Genomic DNA, 20,692 nt, shown 5'->3' on the forward strand with positions numbered 1-20,692 from the left:
CTCCGGTTGTTTTACAGGGGCGCGCGCTCGGCGGCCTCACTTGATCCAGGGCAGGCTGTCGAGATCGACATTGCCGCCTGTGATGATGACGCCGACGCGCTTGCCGGCAAATATCTCGGGGTTCTTCAGGATGGTGGCCAGCGGCACGGCGCAGCTTGCCTCGATCACGATCTTCATGCGCGCCCAGGTGAGTTTCATCGCGTCGATGATCTCTTCCTCGCTCGCGGTCAGCACATCCTCCACGAAATGGCTGACGAAATGCCAGGTGTTTTCCTTGAGGGGCACCTTGAGCCCGTCGGCCACCGTTACCGGCGCGTCGTCGGCGATGATATGGCCCGCGCGGAACGACCGCGCCGCATCGTCGGCCTGCTCCGGCTCGGCGGCATAGATTTTCACCCCCGGCGCGAGATTGGACAGCGTCAGGCACGTGCCCGAGACCATGCCGCCGCCGCCGATGGGGGCGATCACCGCATCGAGCCCCTCTACCTGCTCGATCAGTTCCGCCGAGCAGGTGGCCTGCCCCGCGATCACGCGCGGATCGTTGTAGGGATGAACGAACTCCGCCCCCGTGCGCGCCTGCACCTCGGCAAAGACCGCCTCGCGGCTCGTGGTCGAGGGCTCGCATTCGGTGATGATCCCGCCATAGCCGCGCACGGCGTCCTTCTTGGCCTGCGGCGCGGTATGCGGCATGACCACGTGGCACGGGATTCCCCGCCGACCGGCCGCGTAGCTGAGCGAGAGCGCGTGGTTGCCGCTGGAATGGGTGGCAACGCCGCGCTTGGCCACCTCGTCGCTGAGGCCGAAAACCGCGTTCGAGGCACCGCGCACCTTGAACGCACCGGCCTTCTGGAAGTTCTCGCACTTGAAGAACAGCTCCGCCCCGGTCAGGTCGTTGAGGAACGACGAGATCAGCACCGGCGTGCGGTGGATATAGGGCGCGATCCGCGCGCGCGCGGCGAGCATATCGTCAAGCGTCAGATCGGCCCCGGTCTTGTCTTTCACGTCAAGCATGGTCTCTCCCCTCATGCGGCCTTGGTCAGCGCGGGTTTCGCGGTGGCGCGGAAATGCTCCTGCGCCGCCGTCACACCGCTGCCCAGGCGGATCGGATACCCGAGATCGGCCATGGCCATCTCGATCGTGGCCAGCCCCGACAGGACCATGGAATCGGTCAGGCTGCCCAGGTGGCCGATGCGGAAGGCCCGACCGTTCATCTCGCCCAGACCCACGCCAAAGCTCATCCCGTAGGTGGCGAAAGCGTGGTTGACAAGCGCGTTGCTGTCAAACCCTTCCGGCACGAATATCGCGCTTACCGTGTCCGAGTAAAGATCGGGCGATTGCGCGACAAGGCGCAGCCCCCAGGCATCAACGGCACGCCGCACCCCCTCGGCCAGTCGTGTGTGGCGGGCATAGACCTTGTCCAGCCCTTCCTCGAACAGCATCTCGAGGCTCTCGGCCATGCCGAAAATGAGTTGCAGTGGCGGCGTGTAGGGAAATCCGCCCTTGGCGTTGGCGCCCATCATGTCGCGGAAATCAAAGAAGGTGCGGGGCAGGGTGGCCGCGTCCATCGCCGCCAGCGCCTTGGGGCTCACCGCAAGGATCGCCATGCCGGTCGTCAGCATGAAGCCCTTCTGCGAGCCCGCAACGGCGATATCCACGCCCCAGGCATCCATCTCGAACGGCATCGAGGCCAGCGACGAGACACAATCCACCATCAGGAGCGCCGGATGTCCGGCCGCGTCCATCGCGCGGCGCACGGCGGCGATATCAGAGCGCACGCCGGTCGCCGTCTCATTGTGCGTCACCAGAACGGCCTTGATCGCGTGGGCGGTGTCGGCGCGCAGCGCCGCCTCGAACCGGTCGGCGGGGGCACCGCTGCCCCAGGCGCATTCGAGGATCTGAACGTCCAGCCCGTGACGCTGGCACATGTCGATCCAGCGATGGCTGAACATGCCGTAGCGCGCCACAAGAACCGTGTCGCCGGCCGAGAGCGTGTTGGTGATCGCCGCTTCCCAGCCGCCGGTGCCGGAGGCGGGGAATGTCACGATCTCACCGGAGGTCATGCCGAAAACCGTCTTGCAGCCGTCCAGAACCGGAGCAAGAGCGCCGGCAAAGGCGGGCGAACGGTGATCCATGGTCTGCACCTGCATCGCACGGCGCAGGCGGTCGGGAATATTGGTCGGGCCGGGGATGAACACCGGATTCTGATCTGACATGGCAAAGCCCTCCTCAAGATGTGCCATAATCGCCTGTCACGGAGTCGGATGCAATTTTCTTGAAATATTTTTTCATTTCTTTCGAAATGCGCATATGTGTATGATATAAAAAAATATTTCGTTTTTCATCTTGGGCGGCGTGAAAAATATTTGGAAATATTTTTCACTTTATCTATCCTCACCCCTGAAAGGACCATTTCATGACCCAGACCAAACGCCCCCGCGGCCGCCCCAAATCGCAATTCACCGAAAGCAGTGCGGGCACCATGCAGGCGCTTGACCGGGCGCTCTCGGTCCTGACCGCCGTCGCGCAGCATGACGGCATCAGCCTGACCGATCTCTCGCGCGTCCTCGACATCCCCACCGCCACCACGCACCGCATCCTGACCACGCTGCAAGCCCGGGCCTTCCTGCGTTTCGACGAGGAGCGTCAGGACTGGTCCATCGGCATCGAGGCCTATCGCACGGGTGTGGCCTATCTCAAGCGTGCGGGGCTTGCCGATATGGGCCGCCCGGTCATGCGCGCGCTGATGGAAGAGACCGGCGAGACCGCCAATCTTGCCGTGCCCGACGGGGCCGAGGTGGTCTTTATCGGTCAGATCGAGACACCCAACCCGATTCGCGCCTTCTTTCCCCCCGGCTCGCGCACGCCGATGCACGCCTCGGGCACCGGCAAGGCGATCCTTGCCGCCCTGCCGGAGGCGCGCCGCGCGCGGCTTTTGCCCGCGACGGGGCTTCCGGGCTTTACCGCGCGCACCCATGTCAGCCTTGCCAGCCTCGCGGCCGATCTCGATACGATTCGCGCGCGCGGCTGGTCCTTTGACCGTGACGAGCGGTATGAGGGCATGTCCTGCATCGGCGCGGCCATCTTCAACGACCGGGGCGAACCCTGCGCGGGCATCTCGATTTCGGGCCCGTCCTCGCGCTTTGCCGAGGATCGCCTGACCGGGTTCGGCACCGCCGTGGCGGAGGCGGCGCGCCAGATCACCGCGCGGATCGCCGGACAGACGATCCTCGGATGACGGCATCCGCGTTGCGCCATTTCGAGCCCGTGCGCCCCCCGGCTGGTCGCGGACCCCTCGCAGGGCCGCAGCGGCCGCCCTACGCGTCGAACGGATCGACCGGATAGCGCACCCCGGCCAGATAGAGCCCGTGCGGGGGGGCCACGGGGCCGCAGGCGGCGCGGTTGCGCGCCTCCAGTGCCGCGCGCACATCGTCCGGCGGCCAGGCCCCGCTTCCCACGCGTTCGAGCGTGCCCACAAAGCTGCGCACCTGATTGTGCAGGAACGAGCGCGCGGCGAAATGCAGGTGTATTTCCGGGCCGGTGGGGGTTTCGACCGCGTCGATGCGCACCTCGTCGAGTGTCTTGACCGGGCTTTGTGCCTGGCAGATCGACGACCGGAAGGTGGTGAAATCGTGATGTCCGACCAGATGCGCGGCACCCGCGCGCATGGCGTGGATGTCAAGCGGGTGACGCAGGTGCCAGACGCGGCCCGCCGCGATGGCAGGCGGCGCACGGCGGCTGAGGATACGAAATACATAGCGCCGTCCCGTCGCCGAAAACCGCGCGTGCCAGTCCTCGGCTGTGCGCGCGCAGGCGGTAATGGCGACGGGCAGCGGTTTGAGGTGATGGTTGAGCGCCTCGGACAGGCGGAACGGATCCCAGTCGCGCGCCAGATCGCACTGCGCCACCTGCGCCATCGCATGCACGCCCGCATCGGTGCGCCCGGCAGCGGCGATGGTATGTGCGCCCGGCTCCAGCTTGGCCAGCGCGGCCTCGATGGCACCCTGCACCGAAGCGTGCTCGGCCTGCCGCTGCCAGCCGACAAACGGCGCGCCGTCATATTCGACCCTGAGGGCGTAACGGGGCATCGGGCCTCCTTTCTCGGGGCCGATCTTGTGCGCGCTCGGGCGCGGCGGGGCAAGTCCAATCCGCGCCTTTCGCCCGGCCCGAAGGCGGTATAAGTCTGGCACGGACCAGACCGGAGACGCGCCCATGCCGATCATCCTGCCCGAGACCGGGCTGATTTTGCAGATGCTCGGACTGCTGATGGCGATCGGCGCGGTTGCGGGGGTTCTGGCGGGGCTTTGGGGCGTGGGTGGCGGTATCGTGCTTGTGCCCGCGTTCTTCTACGCCTTCCGGACGCTCGGCTATGACAGCCCGCAGCTCATGCAGATCTGCCTCGCCACCTCGCTGGCGACCATCGCTGTCACCTCGGTGCGTTCGGTGCTCGGCCACCACCGCAAGGGAGCGGTCGATTGGGCGATCCTGAAAAGCTGGGGACCGTGGATCGCGGCGGGGGCGCTTTTGGGGGTGGTGGTTGCGGCGGGGCTGCGGTCGGTCACGCTTCAGGCAATCTTTGGCGTGGTCGGCGTGGTCATCGGCCTGCAACTGGGGCTGGGCCGCCCCGACTGGCGGCTGGGTGACACCATGCCTGGCGGCCTGAGGCGGCTGGTGGTGGCGCCGGTGCTTGGCTTTCTGTCGGTGCTGATGGGCATTGGCGGCGGCGGGTTCGGGGTTACGGTGATGAGCCTTTACGGCGTGCCGATCCACCGGGCGGTCGCCACGGCGGGGGGCTTCGGGCTCAGCATCGCCGCGCCGTCGGTGCTGGGCTTTCTCTTCGTCGCGGTCGCCCCCGAGGGCCGCCCGCCCCTGAGCGTGGGTGCGGTCAATCTGGTGGCCTTCGCCGTGGTGGTGGCGATGACGATGATCACCGCGCCCTGGGGGGTGCGGCTTGCCCATGCGATGGACCCCAAACCGCTCAAGCGGATCTTCGCGGGTTTCATCATTCTCGTGGCCCTCAACATGCTGCGCAAGGCGTCGGGATGGTAGAGGGGCTGCTTGACCGGGGCTGGGCGGTGTTTGCGCCCGAACCGGCGCTGAGCGCGTGGGCGCATGCGGCGCGGGCTTTGGTGCTGCCGGTCATCGCGGGGGCCGCGCGGGAATGCGAGGGGACATGGGTGGTCGGCGTTGATGCTCTGCCCAACGATGCCGGGGGCGGGGTGGGGGGCGTCCCGCTTGCCTGCCAGGCGCGGCAGGTGGCCGAGGCGCTCTGGGGCGCGCTGTCGCTGCACCGCGCACAGGTCTCGGTGATCTGGCCGGGCTATCCGCGCCCGCGTGCGGGCGAGGGGGCGGCGGCGTTTCAGTACCGTTTGAGGCGCGACGCGGCCCATGTGGACGGGCTTTTGCCGGTGGGATCCGGGCGACGGCGCAAGCTGCGCGAACGCCACGCCTGGATCCTTGGTCTGCCGCTCACCGAGGCGGATGAGGGGGCAAGCCCGCTTGTGGTCTGGGAGGGCAGCCACCACGTCATGCGCCGCGCCTTCGGGACGGCGCTGGCGGGGTGTCCTCCGCGCGACTGGGGCGAGGTGGACCTGACCGAGACCTATCACGCCGCCCGGCGCGCGGTGTTCGCGACCTGCCCGCGCGTGGCCGTCCATGCCCGTCCCGGTGCGGCCTATCTTCTGCACCGCATGACGCTGCACGGCGTGGCCCCGTGGCAAGAGGGGGCAACGGCCCCGCCCGAGGGGCGCATGGTGGCCTATTTCCGGCCCGAACTTCCCGACACTGCCAGCGCCCTGTGGCTCAACCTGCCCTGAGGATCAGCCCCGCGCCAGACGCGCCGCGCGCCCGCCCCGGCGCTTTTTCAACAGGTCGGCGCGGTCGGGCAGGGCGGCCATGATGGCACGGCGCTCATCGGCACTCAGCTTTGACCAGCGGCTGATCTCGTAGATGGAGCGCAGGCAGCCGGTGCAGATGCGCGCCTCCGGATGGACCACGCAGATGCGCACGCAGGGGCTTTCGACCTCGTCGCGTTGCCAGACATCATCCGCCATGCTCTGCCCTCATATGGCGCATCCGGTCGAGCGCCCCTTGCAGGATATAGCTTGCGGCCACCGCGTCGATCACCTCTGCGCGACGTTTCCGCGACGTATCCGCCTCCAGGAGCGCGCGTTCGGCGGCCACGGTGGACAAACGCTCGTCCCAGAAACCGATCGGCAACGCGGTGAGCGCGGCCAGATTGCGGGCAAAGGCACGGGTGGATTGCGCGCGCGGCCCCTCGGAGCCGTCCATGTTGCGCGGCAGTCCCAGAAGAATGCCCCCCGCCTCGCGCTTGGCGGCAATCTCCAGCAGGCGCGCGGCGTCAAGGGTGAATTTCTGCCGTTTCACCGTCTCGACGGCGGTCGCGCTCGACAAGAGCCGGTCGGAAAGCGCAACCCCGATGGTCTTGGTCCCGAGGTCGAGCCCCATGACGCCCCGTGCGGAGGGCAGCGCGGCGGCAAATCCGGTTATATCCTCATGGATCATTCGGTCATGCCCGCGCTCCGGGCTGCGGCGCGCAGGGTCGCAAGCGCGCCCGCGTCCTGCGCGAACACGCCTTTTGCCTCATCCCATATGCGCTGCGCGTTTTCCCGCTCGTCCAGCACGCCGTAAGCGTTGATGAGCCGCGCCCAGTCCTCGGCCGGGCCGCCCTCGGTGGCAAGCCGCTCCGACAGGCGCGCGACCATGCCGCGGATCATCTCGTTGCGCGCCTCCGGGTCCATCCCGGCGGCGGCCTGCATGTCAGCGGCAGAGGGGCCAGGACCCAGAGGGGGCAGGCTGTAGCGCTCACCCGCGCGCATGGCGATTTCCTCGATGTCGGCGCGGATCACCGGCACCCAGGGGGCCTGATCGGTGCTTTCCTCCAGCAGGTCGCGCCAGAGGCGAAAGGCCCGGTCGGGCCGGTCCACCTGAAGGAAATAGAGCCCCAGATAAAACCGCGCGGTCGGCGCGCGCGGATCGCGCTCGAGCGTTGCGCGCAACGCGGCCTCGGCATCGCTTGACACGTAACCGCCCGCAGCCTCGATCATCAGCTCGGCCAGCGTGGCGTGATCTGTCGCCGTTGCCGCCGCGCCGCGCAGACCGACAAGCTGCTCCTGTGCGGCACGCGCGGCGACCATATTGCCAAGAGCGGCCTCGCTGCGCACCAGAAATTGCAAGCCCTGCTCATCCTCGGGCCGCGTCGCCACCACCGCGCGCAATTGCTCGACCAGGGCCAGATGCTCCTCGCTTACCCCCTCGGGCGGGGTGCTCTCGGGGCCGAACCGCGCCTCGGCCTCGGCCTGCGAGAGGCGTTCGGCGCGCGCGGCGTCGGAGGCGGCGATGCGCTGCGCCATCGGCAGATCGGGATATCCCGGCGCGCCCACCTGCCCATAGATCCAGACCCCGCCACCGGCGAGCACGATGACGCTCACCGCCGCCATGCCAAGACCCATGATGCGCGGCTGCCCGCCCGTCTGGCCGCCCGCGCGCAGTTGCGCATCCGCGGCCAGGATACGACGCGAGATTTCGGCGCGCAGCCGTTCGGCCTCGTCCTCGGCGATCACCCCGCGCTTGAGGTCGCGCTCGATCTCGCCAAGCTGGTCGCGGTAGACGCGCAGATCGTAGGCGGCGGGGGACTCGCCCCCGGAATGGCCGCGCAGAAGCGCCAGCGCCATAAGCATCCCCGTGCCGAGCGCCAGCGCCCCGGCGATGATCCAGAAAGTCATGAGCCCATCCTTTTGCACCCCATCTAAAGCGCGCGCGCGCCGGAAAAAAGGGGCAAGCGACCGACCACCCGCGCCGCGATGTCGCAATGTCGCAATTTGCTGGCGAAGCGCCGCCCTCAGTCACCTGTTCAACGCGCCCCCGTCGCATTACGATCCGGACCGAGACCGGACCCCGAATCCACGAGGAACACCCGCGCATGAAACGCTATTCCGTCTTTGCCATCGCCCGCGAGGCCCTGCGCGACCACATGGGATGGGAGCGGGCCTGGGCCTCGCCCGAGCCGAAGAAGAAATACGATGTGATCATCGTGGGCGCGGGCGGGCATGGTCTCGCCACCGCCTATTACCTCGGCAAGAATTTCGGCATCACCAATGTCGCGGTGCTGGAAAAGGGCTGGCTGGGCGGCGGCAACACAGGCCGCAACACCACCATCATTCGCTCGAATTACCTCCAGGACCCCTCGGCGGCGATCTACGAGAAATCGCGCTCGCTTTACGAGACGCTGAGCCAGGATTTGAACTATAACATCATGTTCAGCCCCCGTGGCGTGATCATGCTGGCGCAGACCGAACACGAGGTGCGGGGCTATCAGCGCACGGCGCATGCCAACGCGCTGCAGGGCGTGACGACCGAATTCATCCCGCCCCAACGGGTCAAGGAAATCGTGCCGATCATCAATCTCGACGGACCGCGCTATCCCGTTCTGGGCGGGCTCTGGCAGGCGCGCGGCGGCACGGCGCGCCACGATGCCGTGGCCTGGGGCTATGCGCGGGCCTGCTCGGCCATGGGGATGCACATCCTCCAGAAATGCGAGGTGACGGGGATCAGCCGCGAGAATGGCCGCGTGACGGGTGTGACCACCAATCGCGGCGATATCGGCTGCAAGAAGCTGGGGATCGTCGTCGCCGGTCACTCCGGCCACCTCGCCGACATGGCGGGCTTCCGCCTGCCCATCGAATCCGTGGCGCTTCAGGCGCTGGTGTCGGAACCGATCAAGCCCTGCATGGATTGCGTCGTCATGGCCAACACCGTGCACGGCTATATGAGCCAATCCGACAAGGGCGAGATGGTGATCGGCGGCGGCACCGACGGCTACAACAACTACACGCAGCGCGGATCGTTCCACCATATCGAGGAGACGGTGCGCGCCCTGATCGAGACCTTCCCGATGGTCGCGCGGCTGAAAATGCTGCGCCAATGGGGCGGCATCGTGGACGTGACCGGCGACCGCTCGCCGATCCTCAGCAAAACGCCGGTGGATGGCATCTTCATCAACTGCGGCTGGGGCACGGGCGGCTTCAAGGCCATCCCCGGCTCCGGCTGGGGCTTTGCCGAACTGATGGCCAAGGGCCACTCGCCGCTCTGCGATGAGTTCGGCCTCGACCGGTTCTATCAGGGCCGGTTCATTGATGAATCCGTCGCCGCTGGCGTCGCCCACTAAGGAGGGACAAGACATGCTGATCCTCACCTGCCCCTGCTGCGGCACCACCGGCGAAGAGACCGAATTCCACCAGGGCGGCGAGGCGCATCTCAAGCGCCATGGCCCCGGCTCAACGGATGACGACTTCCACACCTACATGTTCGCCAAGGAAAACCCCAAGGGCGCGCATTTCGAGCGCTGGCGGCACAATAACGGCTGCGGCAAGTGGTTCATCATGGCGCGCGATACCGTCACGCTGGAGGTCTACGGCACCTATCCCGCCCAGACCCATGAACCGCCCCAGCATATCCGCGACGCGATCACCGCCAAGCGCCCCGGCTGGACATGGCGCGACTTCGCATGAGCCTTCACTGTTCCGAAAATACTCAATCGACGACGCCCGCCACGGGCAAGAGGGGCTGAGACATGAGCACCAGACTGGCCACCGGCGGCCGCCTTCTCGACCGCAGCCGCCGCTGCGAATTCACCTTCAACGGCAGGCGGATGCAGGGCCATCCCGGCGACACACTCGCCTCGGCGCTTCTGGCCAATGGCCAGATGCTGGTGGGCCGCTCGTTCAAGTATCACCGCCCGCGCGGCATCGTGGCCTCTGGCGCGGAGGAGCCGAATGCGCTGGTAGGGCTGGGCGAGGGGGCGCGGTTCGAGCCCAACCAGCGCGCCACCACGACCGAATTGTTCGACGGCCTCACCTGCGTGAGCCAGAACCACTGGCCGAGCCTTGACTATGACGTGGGCGCGGTCAACACGGCCTTCGCGCGTTTCCTGCCTGCGGGCTTCTACTACAAGATGTTCATCCACCCGCGCCCGTTCTGGAAACATGTCTACGAGCCGTTCATCCGCCAGTCGGCGGGCCTGGGCCGTGCCTCCAATCCCGACGATCCGGACCGGTATGAGCATTTCTATTACTTCTGCGACGTGCTGGTTGTGGGCGGTGGCGTGGCCGGGCTGCAAGCCGCTGTGGCAGCGGCAGAGGCCGGATCGAAGGTGCTGCTGATCGAGCAGACCGCCCATTGGGGCGGGCGCGCGCCGGTGGATGGCGGCGAGGTGGATGGCCAGCCGGTCGCGGACTGGATCGCCGCCACCCTTGCAAAATTGCAAGACATGCCCAATGTCACCCTGCGCAATCGTTGCATGGGTGCAGGGGTCTACGATCACGGCTATCTCTTGGGCTATGAGCGTGTGGCCGATCACACCCCCGGCACGAACGCGCCCCGCCACCGCCTGTGGCGCATCCGCGCGGGCCAGATCGTGACGGCCACCGGGGCCATCGAGCGCCCGCTGAGCTTTGCCGGCAACGACATTCCCGGCGTGATGCTCGCAGGGGCGGTGCGCGATTACGCGGTGGATTACGGCGTCTCCATCGGCGACCGCACCGTGGTTGTGACCAACAATGACGACGCCTACCGCACCGCCATCACGCTGAAAAAACTGGGGCTGGAAATCCCCGTCATCCTCGACGCCCGCCAATCGGGTGGCGGTGCCTTGGCCGATGAGGCGCGCAGCATGGGTATCCGCGTCGAAAACGGCAAGGGCATCGCAAAGGTCAAGGGCGGCAAGCGCGTGACCGGCGTCGCCATCTGCGCGCAGGCGGGCGAGGGTGCCGTGCTGGAAGAGATCGCCTGCGACGCGGTCGCCATGTCGGGCGGCTGGTCGCCGGTGGTGCATCTGTGGTCGCATTGCGGCGGCAAGCTCCTCTGGGACGAGGCGAGCGCCCATTTCCGCCCCGACCCGGCGCACCCGCCGCGGGGTGCCAAGGGCGAGGCATTTGTCATCCCCGCAGGTGCCGCCAATGGCGCGGGCGATCTGGCCAGCGTTGTCGCGGATGCGCATGGCGCGGGGCAAGCCGCCGCAAAGGCCATGGGCCACACCGCCAAGGGCAAGGCGCCTACGGCCAGCACCTCGCCCGAGGCGGCGATGGAGCCCGTCTGGCTCATGCCGCAGGGTGCGGGCATGAAGCTGCGGATGAAGGCCTGGCTCGATTACCAGAACGACGTGAAGGTCTCGGACGTGCAACTGGCCGCGCGCGAGGGCTACGAGAGCGTTGAGCACGCCAAGCGCTACACCACGCTCGGCATGGCCACCGATCAGGGCAAGCTCAGCAATATCAATGGCCTCGCCATCCTGTCGGATGCGGTGGGTCAGCCGATACCGCAGACCGGCATCACCACCTTCCGCCCGCCCTACACGCCGATTTCGCTCTCGGCCATCGCGGGTGGGGCGCGCGGCCCGGTCTTCCAGCCGGTCCGCAAGACGCCGATGCATAGCTGGCACGAGGCGCATGGCGCGCATTTTGAACCTGTCGGCCAATGGCGCCGCCCCTATTGCTTCCCGAAGGGCGAGGAAAGCCACCGCGAGGCCGTGAGCCGCGAAATCACCCAGACACGCGCGCGCCTTGGCCTGCTCGATGCGTCCACCTTGGGCAAGATCATCGTCAAGGGGCCGGATGCGGGCAAATTTCTCGACATGCTCTACACCAACATGATGAGCACGCTGAAACCGGGGCGTTGCCGCTACGGGCTGATGTGCAACGAGAACGGGTTTCTCATGGATGACGGCGTTGTGGCGCGCATCGACGAGGACACGTTCCTCTGCCACACCACCACCGGCGGGGCCGAGGCAATCCATGGGCATATGGAGGATTGGCTGCAATGCGAATGGTGGGACTGGAAGGTCTACACCGCCAATGTCACCGAGCAATATGCGCAAGTGGCCGTCGTCGGCCCCAAGGCGCGGGACACGCTGGCGAAACTCACCAATGCCGACATTGGCAATGACGCGCTGCCCTTCATGGGCTGGGCGGACCTCACGCTGGCGGGCATGTCGGTGCGCGCCTATCGCATCTCCTTCTCGGGCGAGTTGAGCTATGAGCTGGCCGTCCCCTCAAGCCTTGGCCGTGCGCTTTGGGATGCGCTTCTGGAGGCCGGGGCCGAGCATGGCGTGACGCCCTACGGCACCGAGGGCCTACATGTGATGCGCGCCGAGAAGGGGTTCATCATGATCGGCGACGAGACCGACGGCACGGTGATCCCGCAGGATCTCAACATGCAATGGGCCATTTCCAAGAAGAAAGACGACTATCTCGGCAAGCGCGCGCAGGAACGCGCCCATATGGCCGATCCAAACCGCTGGAAACTGGTGGGGCTGGAGACGCTTGACGGCGAGGTGCTGCCGGATGGGGCCTATGCCACCGCGCCGGGCCACAACGCCAACGGTCAGCGCAAGACCCAAGGGCGCGTGACCTCGACCTACCATTCGCCCACGCTGGGGCGTGGCATCGCGATGGGGCTGGTGCTGCACGGGCCTGACCGGATGGGCGAGGTGCTGGACTTTCCCAAACTCGATGGCGGGATCGTCAAGGCGCGGATCGTCGATCCGGTTTTCTATGACAAGGACGGGGAGAAGCAGAATGTCTGAGGCCGTCACCCCCCTGAACGGGGCCCGCTACGAGGGGCTTGCCACCATCGCCGATGCGGGCCTGACCGGCATGATCACCCTGCGTGGTGATCTCGCGTCAGCCGAGGTCAAGGCGGCGGTGAAAAAGGCCGTGGGCCTTGGCATCCCGGCGCAACGTCAGGCCCTGACGGGGGACGGCACCGCCGCACTCTGGATGTCGCCGGACGAGCTTTTGCTGATCTGCGCCTATGACGGGGTGGCCGAGACCATCGCCACGCTGGAAGAGGCATTGAAGGGCCAGCATTTCCTCGCCGTCAACGTCTCCGACGCGCGCACCTACCTGCATATTTCGGGCGCGGGTGCGCGCGAAACCCTGGCCAAGCTATGCCCGGTGGATCTTGCGCCGCACGCCTTCACCCCCGGCATGTTTCGCCGCACGCGGATGGCGCAGATCCCGGCCGCCTTCTGGCTGGATGACAGGGGCGTGTTTCACCTGATCTGCTTTCGGCCCGTGGCCGACTATGCCTTTGGCGCGCTTCGGGACGCGGCCCTGCCGGGGGGCGAGGTCGGCGTCTACCGCTGACGAAATCCCGACAGAAAAACTCTGTCGCAGGGTTGACGTTCCGCGCTCCACCGCTCCATGTATGGGCACAGGTTTCAACGCAGACGAACAGGGGGACCCCCATGGCCTTTGAACTTCCCGATCTTCCCTATGCCCATGACGCGCTGGCCGCGCATGGCATGTCGAAAGAGACGCTCGAATATCACCACGACATTCACCACAAGGCCTATGTCGACAACGGCAACAAGCTGATTGCCGGGACCGAGTGGGAGGGCAAACCGGTTGAGGAGATCGTGCGCGGCACCTATCAGGCGAGCGCCGTGGCGCAATCGGGCATCTTCAACAATGCCTCGCAGCACTGGAACCACGCGCAGTTCTGGGAGATGATGGCACCGGGCGGCACGGGTATGCCGGGCGCGCTGGAAAAGGCGATCACCGAGAGCTTTGGCTCGCTCGACAAGTTCAAGGAAGATTTCGCCGCCGCCGGTGCCGGTCAGTTCGGCTCGGGCTGGGCGTGGCTTGTCAAGGACAGCGACGGCGCACTGAAAGTCACCAAGACAGAGAACGGTGTCAACCCGCTCTGCTTCGGGCAAACAGCGCTTCTGGGCTGCGACGTGTGGGAACATTCCTACTATATCGACTTCCGCAACAAGCGGCCCGCCTATCTCACCAACTTCCTCGACAACCTGGTGAATTGGGAAAACGTCGCCTCGCGGATGTGATCCCGGCCTTGATCCCGGCGCATAGCCGGTTTGCGCGCCCCGCCCGTCACTTTCGGGCGGGGCGTTTTCGTGCGAAGGGAAAGGCCGGGGAGGACAGGCATCATGCGGGAGGCGACGAAAGGCATCATCGCGCTGGTCGGGACCTGCACGGTCTGGGGGCTGTCGGGCATCTATTACAAGCTGCTCGAACATGTGCCCCCCATCGAGATCCTCGCGCATCGCACGCTCTGGTCGCTGATCTTCTTCGCCGCGGCACTGGCGGTGCAGGGGCGGCTTGCGGCGCTCATGGGTGCCATCGGCACGCGGCACGCGCTGATGCTCACGGCGCTGGCGGCGCTGATGATCTCGACCAACTGGTTCGTGTTCATCACCTCGATTCAGGTGGGCCGCGCGATGGAGGCCTCGCTGGGATATTACGTGTTTCCGCTGGTGGCGGTGCTTCTGGGCGCGGTGGTGCTCAAGGAGCGGCTGGGACGCGCGCAGCGGGTGGCGGTGGTGCTGGCGGCTCTGGCGGTGGTGACGCTATCGCTCGGGCTGGGCGTGCCGCCCTGGATCGCGCTGATCCTGTCCATCAGCTTTGGCCTTTACGGTCTTGTTAAAAAGGGGCTTTCGGTCGGACCGGTGGTTTCGGTCACGGCCGAGGTTCTGCTGCTTGCGCCGGTCGCGCTGGTTGTCCTGTGGCTTGCCCATGCGGATGGCGGCGGGGCGTTCGGGACTTCGGTGAGGGACAGCGCGCTTCTGGCGTTTTCCGGCCTTCTGACGGGCGCGCCGCTGATCCTGTTCAGCTATGCCACCAAGCGGATCACGCTGGCCACGGTCGGGCTGGTGCAATACCTCAACCCGACACTTCAATTTCTGGTCGCAACCTTCTGGTTTCTTGAGCCTTTCAGCCCCTGGCACGCGCTTGCGTTCGGCATGATCTGGGTGGCGCTGGCGATCTACACCACGGCAAGCTGGCGTCAGGACAGGGCGGCGCGCAGGGCGGTGTTCAGATCCTGAACCGTGTCGATGGATTGCACGAAGGTCTTGAGAGTCTCATCGGCAAATCCCTGCGCGATGACATGGTCGATCAACTTCATGAGGGGTGTCCAGTAACCTTCTGTATTCAATAAAAAAATGGGTTTTTCATGCAGGCCGAGCTGGCGCCATGTCAGCACCTCGAAAAACTCGTCGAGCGAGCCTGCACCGCCCGGCAGCACCACGACGGCGTGGGAATTCATGAACATGACCTTCTTGCGCTCGTGCATGGTCTCGGTCACGACATAGCGGGTCAGGTCGCGCTTGCCCACTTCGCGGCGCACCAGATGTTCGGGGATGACGCCCATCGTCTCGCCGCCCGCCGCCTGCGCCGCGCGCGCCACCACCCCCATCAACCCGACATCGCCCGCGCCATAGACAAGCTGCCAGCCGTTCTCGGCCAGCATCCGGCCCGTGGCCTCGGCATCGGCGGCGTAGGCGGGGTGCGCGCCATTGCGTGCGCCGCAAAAGACACAGACGGCATTTTGTGGCATGGGGCGGCTCCGGCACAAGAAGGGTTGCTTTGACCCGTGATACCCTTGTTGATATGCTCCGGCAACCGGGCGCGGTGTCCCGGCTGGGGATGACGGAAAAGATGAGCAAATTCGCCGGTTTGGGAGCGGGGCCCGTGCTGGGTATCGCGGGGGCCGTGGTGGCCGGGGCGATTGCGCTCGGGGTCTTTGTGCTTTCGCAGCGGGTGCCGGATCCGGCGGTGGACCGGCCCGTTGAAACCGTGACGCTGCCCGCGCCGCAGCCAGCGGCGCCGGTGGTGGCGGATGTTGACGCCGCCCCCCCGGATGCGTCAGGGCCGGAGGCCGGGCACGTGCCCGACCCGGCGGAGGACCCCGCCGCCCCGATACCTGCGCCGCCCGCTCTCGATACGTTCCGGCTCGAGGCGGATGGGCGAATGCTCGTGGCGGGGCGCGCGGTGCCGGGTGGATCGGTGGCGATCCTTGTGGATGAGGCGCGGCTGGGGCTGACCGAGACGGACGGGGCAGGCAAGTTCGTGGCCTTTCTCGACCTGCCCCCGGCGGATGTGGCGCGCGCGCTGAGCCTGTCGCTGCTCTTGCCCGACGGGCGCGAGGTCCGCTCGCTTGAGGATATCCTGATCGCGCCGACGCCCCGCGCGGTGCCCGAGGCCGCTGTCGCGGAACCGCCAACCGAGGAGGCAACCGGGGACGCCACGACCGATGTCGCGGCGACGCCGCCCGAGATATCGGCAACCACCGCCCCCGTTGCCCCCGTTGCCCCGGTCGCGCCGGAACCGCCGGTGGAGACCGCTTCCATCCCGACCGGGATCACCCAACCCGCATCGCAATCCACCCCCGAGCCGCCCACGGTGCTCTTGTCGGATGAGGCGGGCGTGCGCGTGCTTCAGGCCCCCGCCGGGCCGGGGCCGGAGGTGCAGTCCGTCGCGCTCGATTCGATCAGCTATTCCGAGGCGGGCGAGGTTGAGCTTGCCGGACGGGCCTCGGCCTCGGAGGGGTTCGTGCGCATCTATGTCGATAACCGTCCCGTCACCACCTCGCGGATCGGCGAGGATGGGAGTTGGCGCAGTGACCTGCCGGATGTGGACAGCGGCATCTACACGCTGCGCGTCGATGAGGTCGGCCCCGATGGGGCCGTCACCTCGCGGGTGGAAACGCCGTTCAAGCGCGAGGAGCCAGCCGCCTTTGTGGCACCGGACACCCCCGCGCCACCACGCATGTCGGTGGTGACGGTGCAGCCCGGCTCTACCCTCTGGGCGATCTCGCGCGAACGGTATGGCGAGGGCATCCTTTACGTGCGCGTGTTCGAGGCCAACCGCGACCGCATCCGCAACCCCGACCTGATTTATCCGGGGCAAGTGTTCGAACTGCCTGAATAGGGCCGCGCTCTGGTCATCGCCGTCGCGCACCGCTATCTGTTGCGCGCGCAACCAAGAAGGCCAGCGATGCAGACCGACGACCCCCACCCAAGCGAGACCGCTGCGAGCGGCTGGCGCACCATCCGCCGTGTCGCGCCCTATCTCTGGCCCGAGGGTCAGGGATGGGTGAAGCGGCGCGTGGTGCTGTCGCTGATCCTGCTGGTGGCGGCCAAGCTTGTCTCGGTGATCACGCCGTTTTTTTACAAGGGTGCGGTCGATGCGCTGGCGGGCGAGGGGCAGGAGGCCGCGTGGATGCTGGGGGCAGGGGCCATCGGCCTGACCGTGGCCTACGGCATGGCGCGGCTGATGAATGTGGGCTTTCAGCAATTGCGCGACGCGGTTTTCGCCAAGGTGGGCCAGCGCGCGCTGCGGCGCCTCGCGCTGCAAACCTTTCAGCATATCCATGCGCTCTCGCTGTCCTATCACCTCACGCGCAAGACCGGGGGCCTGAGCCGGATCATCGAGCGGGGCGTCAAGGGCGTCGATTTCCTGCTGCGGTTCCTGATTTTCTCCATCGGGCCGCTGATCCTCGAATTGCTGATGGTGGGGATCATCCTCTGGGTGCTCTTCGACATCTGGTATCTGGTGGTCGTCGCGGGCGTGATCGCGGCCTATGTGGCCTTTACCTTCAAGGTCACCGAATGGCGCGTGAAGCTGCGCCGCGAGATGAACGATCAGGACACCGATGCCAACCAAAAGGCCATCGACAGCCTGCTGAACTACGAGACCGTCAAGTATTTCGGGGCCGAGGCGCGCGAGGCGGCGCGTTATGACCGCGCGATGGAGGGCTATGAGCGCGCGGCGCTCCTGACCGCCTATTCGCTGGCCTTCCTCAATTTCGGCCAGTCCTTCCTCATCACCGGCGGTCTTGTGGCGGTGATGGTCATGGCCGCCATGGGGGTGCAGGCGGGCACGATGACTGTGGGCGATTTCGTCATGGTCAATGCCTACATGATCCAGATCACCATGCCGCTCAACTTCCTCGGCACCGTCTACCGCGAGATCCGGCAGGCGCTGGTGGATATGGGCGAGATGTTCGGCCTGCTCGAGCAGCCCCCCGATGTGAGCGACCGCCCCGGCGCCACGCCGCTGAAGGTCGCGGGCGCGCATGTCCGCTTTGACGCGGTGGAATTCGGCTATGATCCGGCGCGGCCCATTCTCAAGGGCGTCACGCTCGATGTGCCCGCCGGACAGTCGGTGGCGGTGGTGGGCTCTTCGGGTGCGGGAAAGTCGACCATTGGGCGGCTTCTCTTCCGGTTCTACGATGTGCAGGGCGGCGCGGTCACCATCGACGGGCAGGATATCCGGCATGTCACGCTTGACAGCCTGCATGCGGCCATCGGCGTGGTCCCTCAGGATACCGTGCTCTTCAACGACACGATCGGCTATAACATCGCCTATGGGCGCGGGGACGTGACCCGCGCCGAGATCGAGGATGCCGCGCGCGCGGCGCAGATCCATGACTTCATCCAGGGCTTGCCCCGGGGCTATGACACGCAGGTGGGCGAGCGCGGGCTCAAGCTCTCGGGCGGCGAGAAACAGCGGGTGGGCATCGCGCGCACGCTGCTGAAGAACCCGCCCATCCTGCTTCTGGACGAGGCGACAAGCGCGCTCGATACCGCCACCGAGAGCGACATTCAGGATGCGCTGGCGCGCGCGGCCCAAGGGCGCACCGTGATCATGATCGCGCATCGCCTCTCGACCGTGGCGGGGGCGGATCGCATCGTGGTTCTGGAAGAAGGGCGCGTGGTGGAGGAGGGCAGCCATGCCGACCTGCTGGCGCGTGAGGGCCGCTATGCCGCGCTGTGGCAACGCCAATCGCGCGAGGAGCGGGGCGCGGCCGCCTGAGCCTGTCACATCGGTTTTACGAAAGCGGGCTAGAACGCGGCTAGATGTGCGGCGATATCGGGGGCTTGCCAGCTTGACGCCACGATATATAGTAGCACTTGAGAGGGTGATCGGGAGCCGGGAAAGAGGCGCGTGACGCGATGGACGGAGACTTCAGAACCGAATTCGTAAGGGACCCCGCCGCGCTGCGGCATTTCCCGGCGCTGGTGCTCAATGCCGATTACCGGCCGCTCTCCTATTACCCGCTCTCGCTCTGGACCTGGCAGGAGGCGATCAAGGCGGTCTGGTCCGACAGGGTCGATATCGTCGCCGAATACGATCACGTCGTCCACAGTCCGAGCACGGCGATCCGAATACCCTCGGTGATCGTTCTGCGGGATTATGTAAAACCTCAAAAGCGCGTGGCCTTCACGCGCTTTAATTTATTTCTGCGCGACGAATTTCTTTGCCAGTATTGCGGGGCAAGGGGCGATCTGACCTTTGATCATGTGGTGCCGCGCGCACGTGGCGGGCGCACAAGCTGGGAAAACGTGGTGGCGGCCTGTTCGCCCTGCAACCTGCGAAAGGGTGCGCGCAGCCTGCGGCAGGCGGGGATGACCCTGCGCAAGCCACCCCGCGCGCCGGGGGCCGAGGAATTGCGCAACATGGGACGCAAGTTTCCCCCCAACCACCTGCATGAAAGCTGGCTCGATTTCCTCTACTGGGATGCCGAACTCGAGGCCTGAGCGCTGAAGTCGCCCGGATGTCAGGGAGACCACGATTTCCGCTGCAACGGGCCTGTTGTTCGGGAAAGTAACAGATCAAGGGAGCATCGCGCTCGGTTACTGGCGCGACCATGACGCAACAGCAGGTTGGCGGCGTCGAGCGCGGGGGAAACCCTAACGGCCCTTGTCGTCGCCAATTCCTCTCGGCGTTATTCCGTGAAAGCCAATGGAATACTGCGCGATGAACGCCAATAGCTGACCCCGGGACAGCTTCTTGCGAAAAGCGACTGATCCGTTGTGGCGCGCGCCATGAAGCTGGAAGACACGCTTTGCCAGATCAATTCCGATGATGGTAACCTCGGACATGGATGGTCTCTCACTCATGTGATGGTTTCAACACTCATCACATTGGCACATTACGATGCCGTCGGGACGGGGCATCCACGCCATCAACAGAGCCGCTCTGCCGCCTAACTCCCTACGCCCTTTGGCAGGATCTGCTCGAACCTGTTGCCGTCCGTGTCGGTGGCCAGGACCCGCAAGGCAGGTGTGCCGTTATCGGCATAGGAAAAGCGGAACACCGGGTTTTCCGAGATCGAGATGCCGCCATCCATGGTGAAGAGCAGATCCTCGCCCTGCCAGACCTCGAGATGGTCGATGAAATGGGCGGGGATGAAAAGCTGGGTGATCTGGTCGCGTTGCAGGCCCGAGTAATTCGGGTGGCGCACCATGATCTGGGCCTCGCGCCGGGCGGGCGACATCTGCGGCGCGGCGGCCTCGGTCAGGAAGCTGCGCAGCTTCATCTCGCCCATGGTGGCAAGCGCGACCTGCGGATCGCGGCTGGCCGGGGCGGAACAGCCGCCCGACGCCTTGACGAAGCGCCCCGTCATGGCAAGCCCCGCGTCGGTTTCGGCGATCACGCGGATGTTGGAATACTGGTTCACCCGCACCCGCAACTCAAAGTCGATCGGGGCCATGGCCGAACCGAAGCCCAGTTCGGCGGCGACCGGGGCGGGGTTTTCGTCGATCACCACGGTGGCCTTGCGGATCGTGGCGGAGAGGTCGGTCTGGTGCAGCACGATCGGCACCGTGGCGGCGTCATGGGCGCGGTAAGGCGCATCGAGCGTCAGCAGGGCCGCACCATCGGCGATTTCCGCATCGCCCACGATATCCTCGCGCAGCATGTCCCACATCTCGCTGGGTTCCAGCGGGTTCGTCACCTCGCCGGCATATGCGGCGGTCCCGAGCATGAGGGCAAGGGCTGTGGCGCGGATCAGGGCGCGGGGCATGGCTGGCTCCTCTTCATATTCCCGGGGCTGTATATCACGGATCGGGTCTTGCGCGAAGCCCGACCAA

Annotated in this window: 20 protein-coding genes and 1 pseudogene; 12 read left to right on the forward strand and 9 right to left on the reverse strand. The window is 66.3% G+C overall.

Going from position 1 to position 20,692, the window contains the following annotated elements; translation table 11 throughout:
* Positions 1 to 36: 36 nt before the first annotated feature.
* Positions 37 to 1,011: a beta-hydroxyaspartate dehydratase BhcB gene (bhcB, locus tag ACSSV8_RS07995; protein WP_454282077.1), complete on the reverse strand. Its 975-nt coding sequence runs from the start codon at positions 1,009 to 1,011 to the stop codon at positions 37 to 39.
* Positions 1,012 to 1,022: 11 nt separating this feature from the next.
* Entirely contained in the window at positions 1,023 to 2,213 is a 1,191-nt protein-coding gene (bhcA, locus tag ACSSV8_RS08000) for an L-aspartate--glyoxylate aminotransferase BhcA (protein WP_454282078.1), read from the reverse strand.
* Between the two features lie 200 nt (positions 2,214 to 2,413).
* Between bhcA and ACSSV8_RS08005 the strand changes: the two genes are divergently transcribed.
* Positions 2,414 to 3,235, forward strand: a complete 822-nt coding sequence (locus ACSSV8_RS08005; protein WP_454282079.1) for an IclR family transcriptional regulator — start codon at positions 2,414 to 2,416, stop codon at positions 3,233 to 3,235.
* 79 nt (positions 3,236 to 3,314) lie between these two features.
* Here the strand turns inward: ACSSV8_RS08005 and truA are convergent, their stop codons facing one another.
* Positions 3,315 to 4,085, reverse strand: coding sequence for a tRNA pseudouridine(38-40) synthase TruA (gene truA / locus ACSSV8_RS08010; protein ID WP_454282080.1), 771 nt, complete (start codon positions 4,083 to 4,085; stop codon positions 3,315 to 3,317).
* A 124-nt stretch (positions 4,086 to 4,209) separates the two neighbouring features.
* Here truA and ACSSV8_RS08015 point away from each other — a divergent pair, with 124 nt between their 5' ends.
* Both ACSSV8_RS08015 and ACSSV8_RS08020 read left to right on the forward strand, forming a co-directional pair.
* The gene (locus ACSSV8_RS08015) at positions 4,210 to 5,046 is read left to right on the forward strand and encodes a sulfite exporter TauE/SafE family protein (RefSeq protein WP_354538246.1); all 837 of its coding nucleotides are present in this window, start codon (positions 4,210 to 4,212) and stop codon (positions 5,044 to 5,046) included.
* Positions 5,040 to 5,813, forward strand: a complete 774-nt coding sequence (locus ACSSV8_RS08020) for a hypothetical protein (protein ID WP_354538245.1) — start codon at positions 5,040 to 5,042, stop codon at positions 5,811 to 5,813. Before ACSSV8_RS08015 ends, ACSSV8_RS08020 begins: the two co-directional genes overlap by 7 nt.
* Positions 5,814 to 5,816: 3 nt before the next feature.
* On the opposite strand, the gene ACSSV8_RS08025 is transcribed toward ACSSV8_RS08020, so the two are convergent.
* From ACSSV8_RS08025 to ccmI, 3 genes are read right to left on the reverse strand one after another with little or no spacing between them, the layout of a single operon-like run.
* A complete protein-coding gene (locus tag ACSSV8_RS08025; protein ID WP_454282081.1) occupies positions 5,817 to 6,050 on the reverse strand; it encodes a DUF1289 domain-containing protein in 234 nt (77 codons plus the stop codon).
* Positions 6,040 to 6,522, reverse strand: coding sequence for a Holliday junction resolvase RuvX (gene ruvX, locus ACSSV8_RS08030; RefSeq protein WP_454282082.1), 483 nt, complete (start codon positions 6,520 to 6,522; stop codon positions 6,040 to 6,042). Before ruvX ends, ACSSV8_RS08025 begins: the two co-directional genes overlap by 11 nt.
* On the reverse strand, positions 6,519 to 7,742 hold the full coding sequence (gene ccmI, locus ACSSV8_RS08035) for a c-type cytochrome biogenesis protein CcmI (RefSeq protein ID WP_454282083.1): 1,224 nt from the start codon (positions 7,740 to 7,742) through the stop codon (positions 6,519 to 6,521). The genes ruvX and ccmI overlap by 4 nt, the downstream gene beginning before the upstream one ends.
* Positions 7,743 to 7,939: 197 nt before the next feature.
* Here ccmI and ACSSV8_RS08040 point away from each other — a divergent pair, with 197 nt between their 5' ends.
* The 6 genes from ACSSV8_RS08040 (at position 7,940) to rarD (ending at position 14,860) form a co-directional block, all read left to right on the forward strand.
* Entirely contained in the window at positions 7,940 to 9,184 is a 1,245-nt protein-coding gene (locus ACSSV8_RS08040; protein ID WP_454282084.1) for a sarcosine oxidase subunit beta family protein, read from the forward strand.
* A 13-nt stretch (positions 9,185 to 9,197) separates the two neighbouring features.
* Entirely contained in the window at positions 9,198 to 9,527 is a 330-nt protein-coding gene (locus tag ACSSV8_RS08045; protein WP_454282085.1) for a sarcosine oxidase subunit delta, read from the forward strand.
* Positions 9,528 to 9,589: 62 nt separating this feature from the next.
* On the forward strand, positions 9,590 to 12,598 hold the full coding sequence (locus tag ACSSV8_RS08050; RefSeq protein WP_454282086.1) for a sarcosine oxidase subunit alpha family protein: 3,009 nt from the start codon (positions 9,590 to 9,592) through the stop codon (positions 12,596 to 12,598).
* Positions 12,591 to 13,160, forward strand: coding sequence for a sarcosine oxidase subunit gamma (locus tag ACSSV8_RS08055; RefSeq protein WP_454282087.1), 570 nt, complete (start codon positions 12,591 to 12,593; stop codon positions 13,158 to 13,160). Before ACSSV8_RS08050 ends, ACSSV8_RS08055 begins: the two co-directional genes overlap by 8 nt.
* 101 nt (positions 13,161 to 13,261) lie before the next feature.
* Positions 13,262 to 13,861 carry a superoxide dismutase gene (locus ACSSV8_RS08060; protein ID WP_454282088.1) on the forward strand — a complete coding sequence of 200 codons (600 nt, stop codon included), beginning with the start codon at positions 13,262 to 13,264 and terminating at the stop codon, positions 13,859 to 13,861.
* A 102-nt stretch (positions 13,862 to 13,963) separates the two neighbouring features.
* Positions 13,964 to 14,860 carry an EamA family transporter RarD gene (rarD, locus tag ACSSV8_RS08065; protein WP_354538236.1) on the forward strand — a complete coding sequence of 299 codons (897 nt, stop codon included), beginning with the start codon at positions 13,964 to 13,966 and terminating at the stop codon, positions 14,858 to 14,860.
* Here the strand turns inward: rarD and ACSSV8_RS08070 are convergent.
* Entirely contained in the window at positions 14,821 to 15,372 is a 552-nt protein-coding gene (locus ACSSV8_RS08070; protein ID WP_454282089.1) for an LOG family protein, read from the reverse strand. The genes rarD and ACSSV8_RS08070 overlap by 40 nt on opposite strands.
* Positions 15,373 to 15,473: 101 nt before the next feature.
* Between ACSSV8_RS08070 and ACSSV8_RS08075 the strand changes: the two genes are divergently transcribed.
* The 3 genes from ACSSV8_RS08075 to ACSSV8_RS08085 all read left to right on the forward strand — a co-directional run bounded on the left by ACSSV8_RS08075 (position 15,474) and on the right by ACSSV8_RS08085 (position 19,357).
* Complete coding sequence (locus tag ACSSV8_RS08075) at positions 15,474 to 16,745, forward strand: LysM peptidoglycan-binding domain-containing protein (RefSeq protein WP_454282090.1); 1,272 nt, start codon at positions 15,474 to 15,476, stop codon at positions 16,743 to 16,745.
* Positions 16,746 to 16,811: 66 nt separating this feature from the next.
* Positions 16,812 to 18,632, forward strand: coding sequence for an ABCB family ABC transporter ATP-binding protein/permease (locus ACSSV8_RS08080; RefSeq protein WP_454282091.1), 1,821 nt, complete (start codon positions 16,812 to 16,814; stop codon positions 18,630 to 18,632).
* 140 nt (positions 18,633 to 18,772) lie between these two features.
* On the forward strand, positions 18,773 to 19,357 hold the full coding sequence (locus ACSSV8_RS08085) for an HNH endonuclease (RefSeq protein ID WP_454282092.1): 585 nt from the start codon (positions 18,773 to 18,775) through the stop codon (positions 19,355 to 19,357).
* A 216-nt stretch (positions 19,358 to 19,573) separates the two neighbouring features.
* Here ACSSV8_RS08085 and ACSSV8_RS08090 read toward each other — a convergent pair.
* A pseudogene (locus ACSSV8_RS08090) lies at positions 19,574 to 19,702 on the reverse strand (IS110 family transposase); the annotation flags it as partial.
* 104 nt (positions 19,703 to 19,806) lie between these two features.
* Positions 19,807 to 20,625, reverse strand: coding sequence for a quinoprotein dehydrogenase-associated SoxYZ-like carrier (locus ACSSV8_RS08095; RefSeq protein WP_454282093.1), 819 nt, complete (start codon positions 20,623 to 20,625; stop codon positions 19,807 to 19,809).
* Between the last annotated feature and the right edge of the window lie 67 nt (positions 20,626 to 20,692).

The organism is Roseovarius sp. MBR-79, assembly GCF_053628555.1.

Excerpts from the sequence above, each read along its gene's own strand:
- bhcB (WP_454282077.1), bottom strand. The coding sequence starts at position 1,011 with ATGCTTGACGTGAAAGACAAGACCGGGGCCGATCTGACGCTTGACGAT.
- bhcA (WP_454282078.1), bottom strand. The coding sequence starts at position 2,213 with ATGTCAGATCAGAATCCGGTGTTCATCCCCGGCCCGACCAATATTCCC.
- ACSSV8_RS08005 (WP_454282079.1), top strand. The coding sequence starts at position 2,414 with ATGACCCAGACCAAACGCCCCCGCGGCCGCCCCAAATCGCAATTCACC.
- truA (WP_454282080.1), bottom strand. The coding sequence starts at position 4,085 with ATGCCCCGTTACGCCCTCAGGGTCGAATATGACGGCGCGCCGTTTGTC.
- ACSSV8_RS08015 (WP_354538246.1), top strand. The coding sequence starts at position 4,210 with ATGCCGATCATCCTGCCCGAGACCGGGCTGATTTTGCAGATGCTCGGA.
- ACSSV8_RS08020 (WP_354538245.1), top strand. The coding sequence starts at position 5,040 with ATGGTAGAGGGGCTGCTTGACCGGGGCTGGGCGGTGTTTGCGCCCGAA.
- ACSSV8_RS08025 (WP_454282081.1), bottom strand. The coding sequence starts at position 6,050 with ATGGCGGATGATGTCTGGCAACGCGACGAGGTCGAAAGCCCCTGCGTG.
- ruvX (WP_454282082.1), bottom strand. The coding sequence starts at position 6,522 with ATGATCCATGAGGATATAACCGGATTTGCCGCCGCGCTGCCCTCCGCA.
- ccmI (WP_454282083.1), bottom strand. The coding sequence starts at position 7,742 with ATGACTTTCTGGATCATCGCCGGGGCGCTGGCGCTCGGCACGGGGATG.
- ACSSV8_RS08040 (WP_454282084.1), top strand. The coding sequence starts at position 7,940 with ATGAAACGCTATTCCGTCTTTGCCATCGCCCGCGAGGCCCTGCGCGAC.
- ACSSV8_RS08045 (WP_454282085.1), top strand. The coding sequence starts at position 9,198 with ATGCTGATCCTCACCTGCCCCTGCTGCGGCACCACCGGCGAAGAGACC.
- ACSSV8_RS08050 (WP_454282086.1), top strand. The coding sequence starts at position 9,590 with ATGAGCACCAGACTGGCCACCGGCGGCCGCCTTCTCGACCGCAGCCGC.
- ACSSV8_RS08055 (WP_454282087.1), top strand. The coding sequence starts at position 12,591 with ATGTCTGAGGCCGTCACCCCCCTGAACGGGGCCCGCTACGAGGGGCTT.
- ACSSV8_RS08060 (WP_454282088.1), top strand. The coding sequence starts at position 13,262 with ATGGCCTTTGAACTTCCCGATCTTCCCTATGCCCATGACGCGCTGGCC.
- rarD (WP_354538236.1), top strand. The coding sequence starts at position 13,964 with ATGCGGGAGGCGACGAAAGGCATCATCGCGCTGGTCGGGACCTGCACG.
- ACSSV8_RS08070 (WP_454282089.1), bottom strand. The coding sequence starts at position 15,372 with ATGCCACAAAATGCCGTCTGTGTCTTTTGCGGCGCACGCAATGGCGCG.
- ACSSV8_RS08075 (WP_454282090.1), top strand. The coding sequence starts at position 15,474 with ATGAGCAAATTCGCCGGTTTGGGAGCGGGGCCCGTGCTGGGTATCGCG.
- ACSSV8_RS08080 (WP_454282091.1), top strand. The coding sequence starts at position 16,812 with ATGCAGACCGACGACCCCCACCCAAGCGAGACCGCTGCGAGCGGCTGG.
- ACSSV8_RS08085 (WP_454282092.1), top strand. The coding sequence starts at position 18,773 with ATGGACGGAGACTTCAGAACCGAATTCGTAAGGGACCCCGCCGCGCTG.
- ACSSV8_RS08095 (WP_454282093.1), bottom strand. The coding sequence starts at position 20,625 with ATGCCCCGCGCCCTGATCCGCGCCACAGCCCTTGCCCTCATGCTCGGG.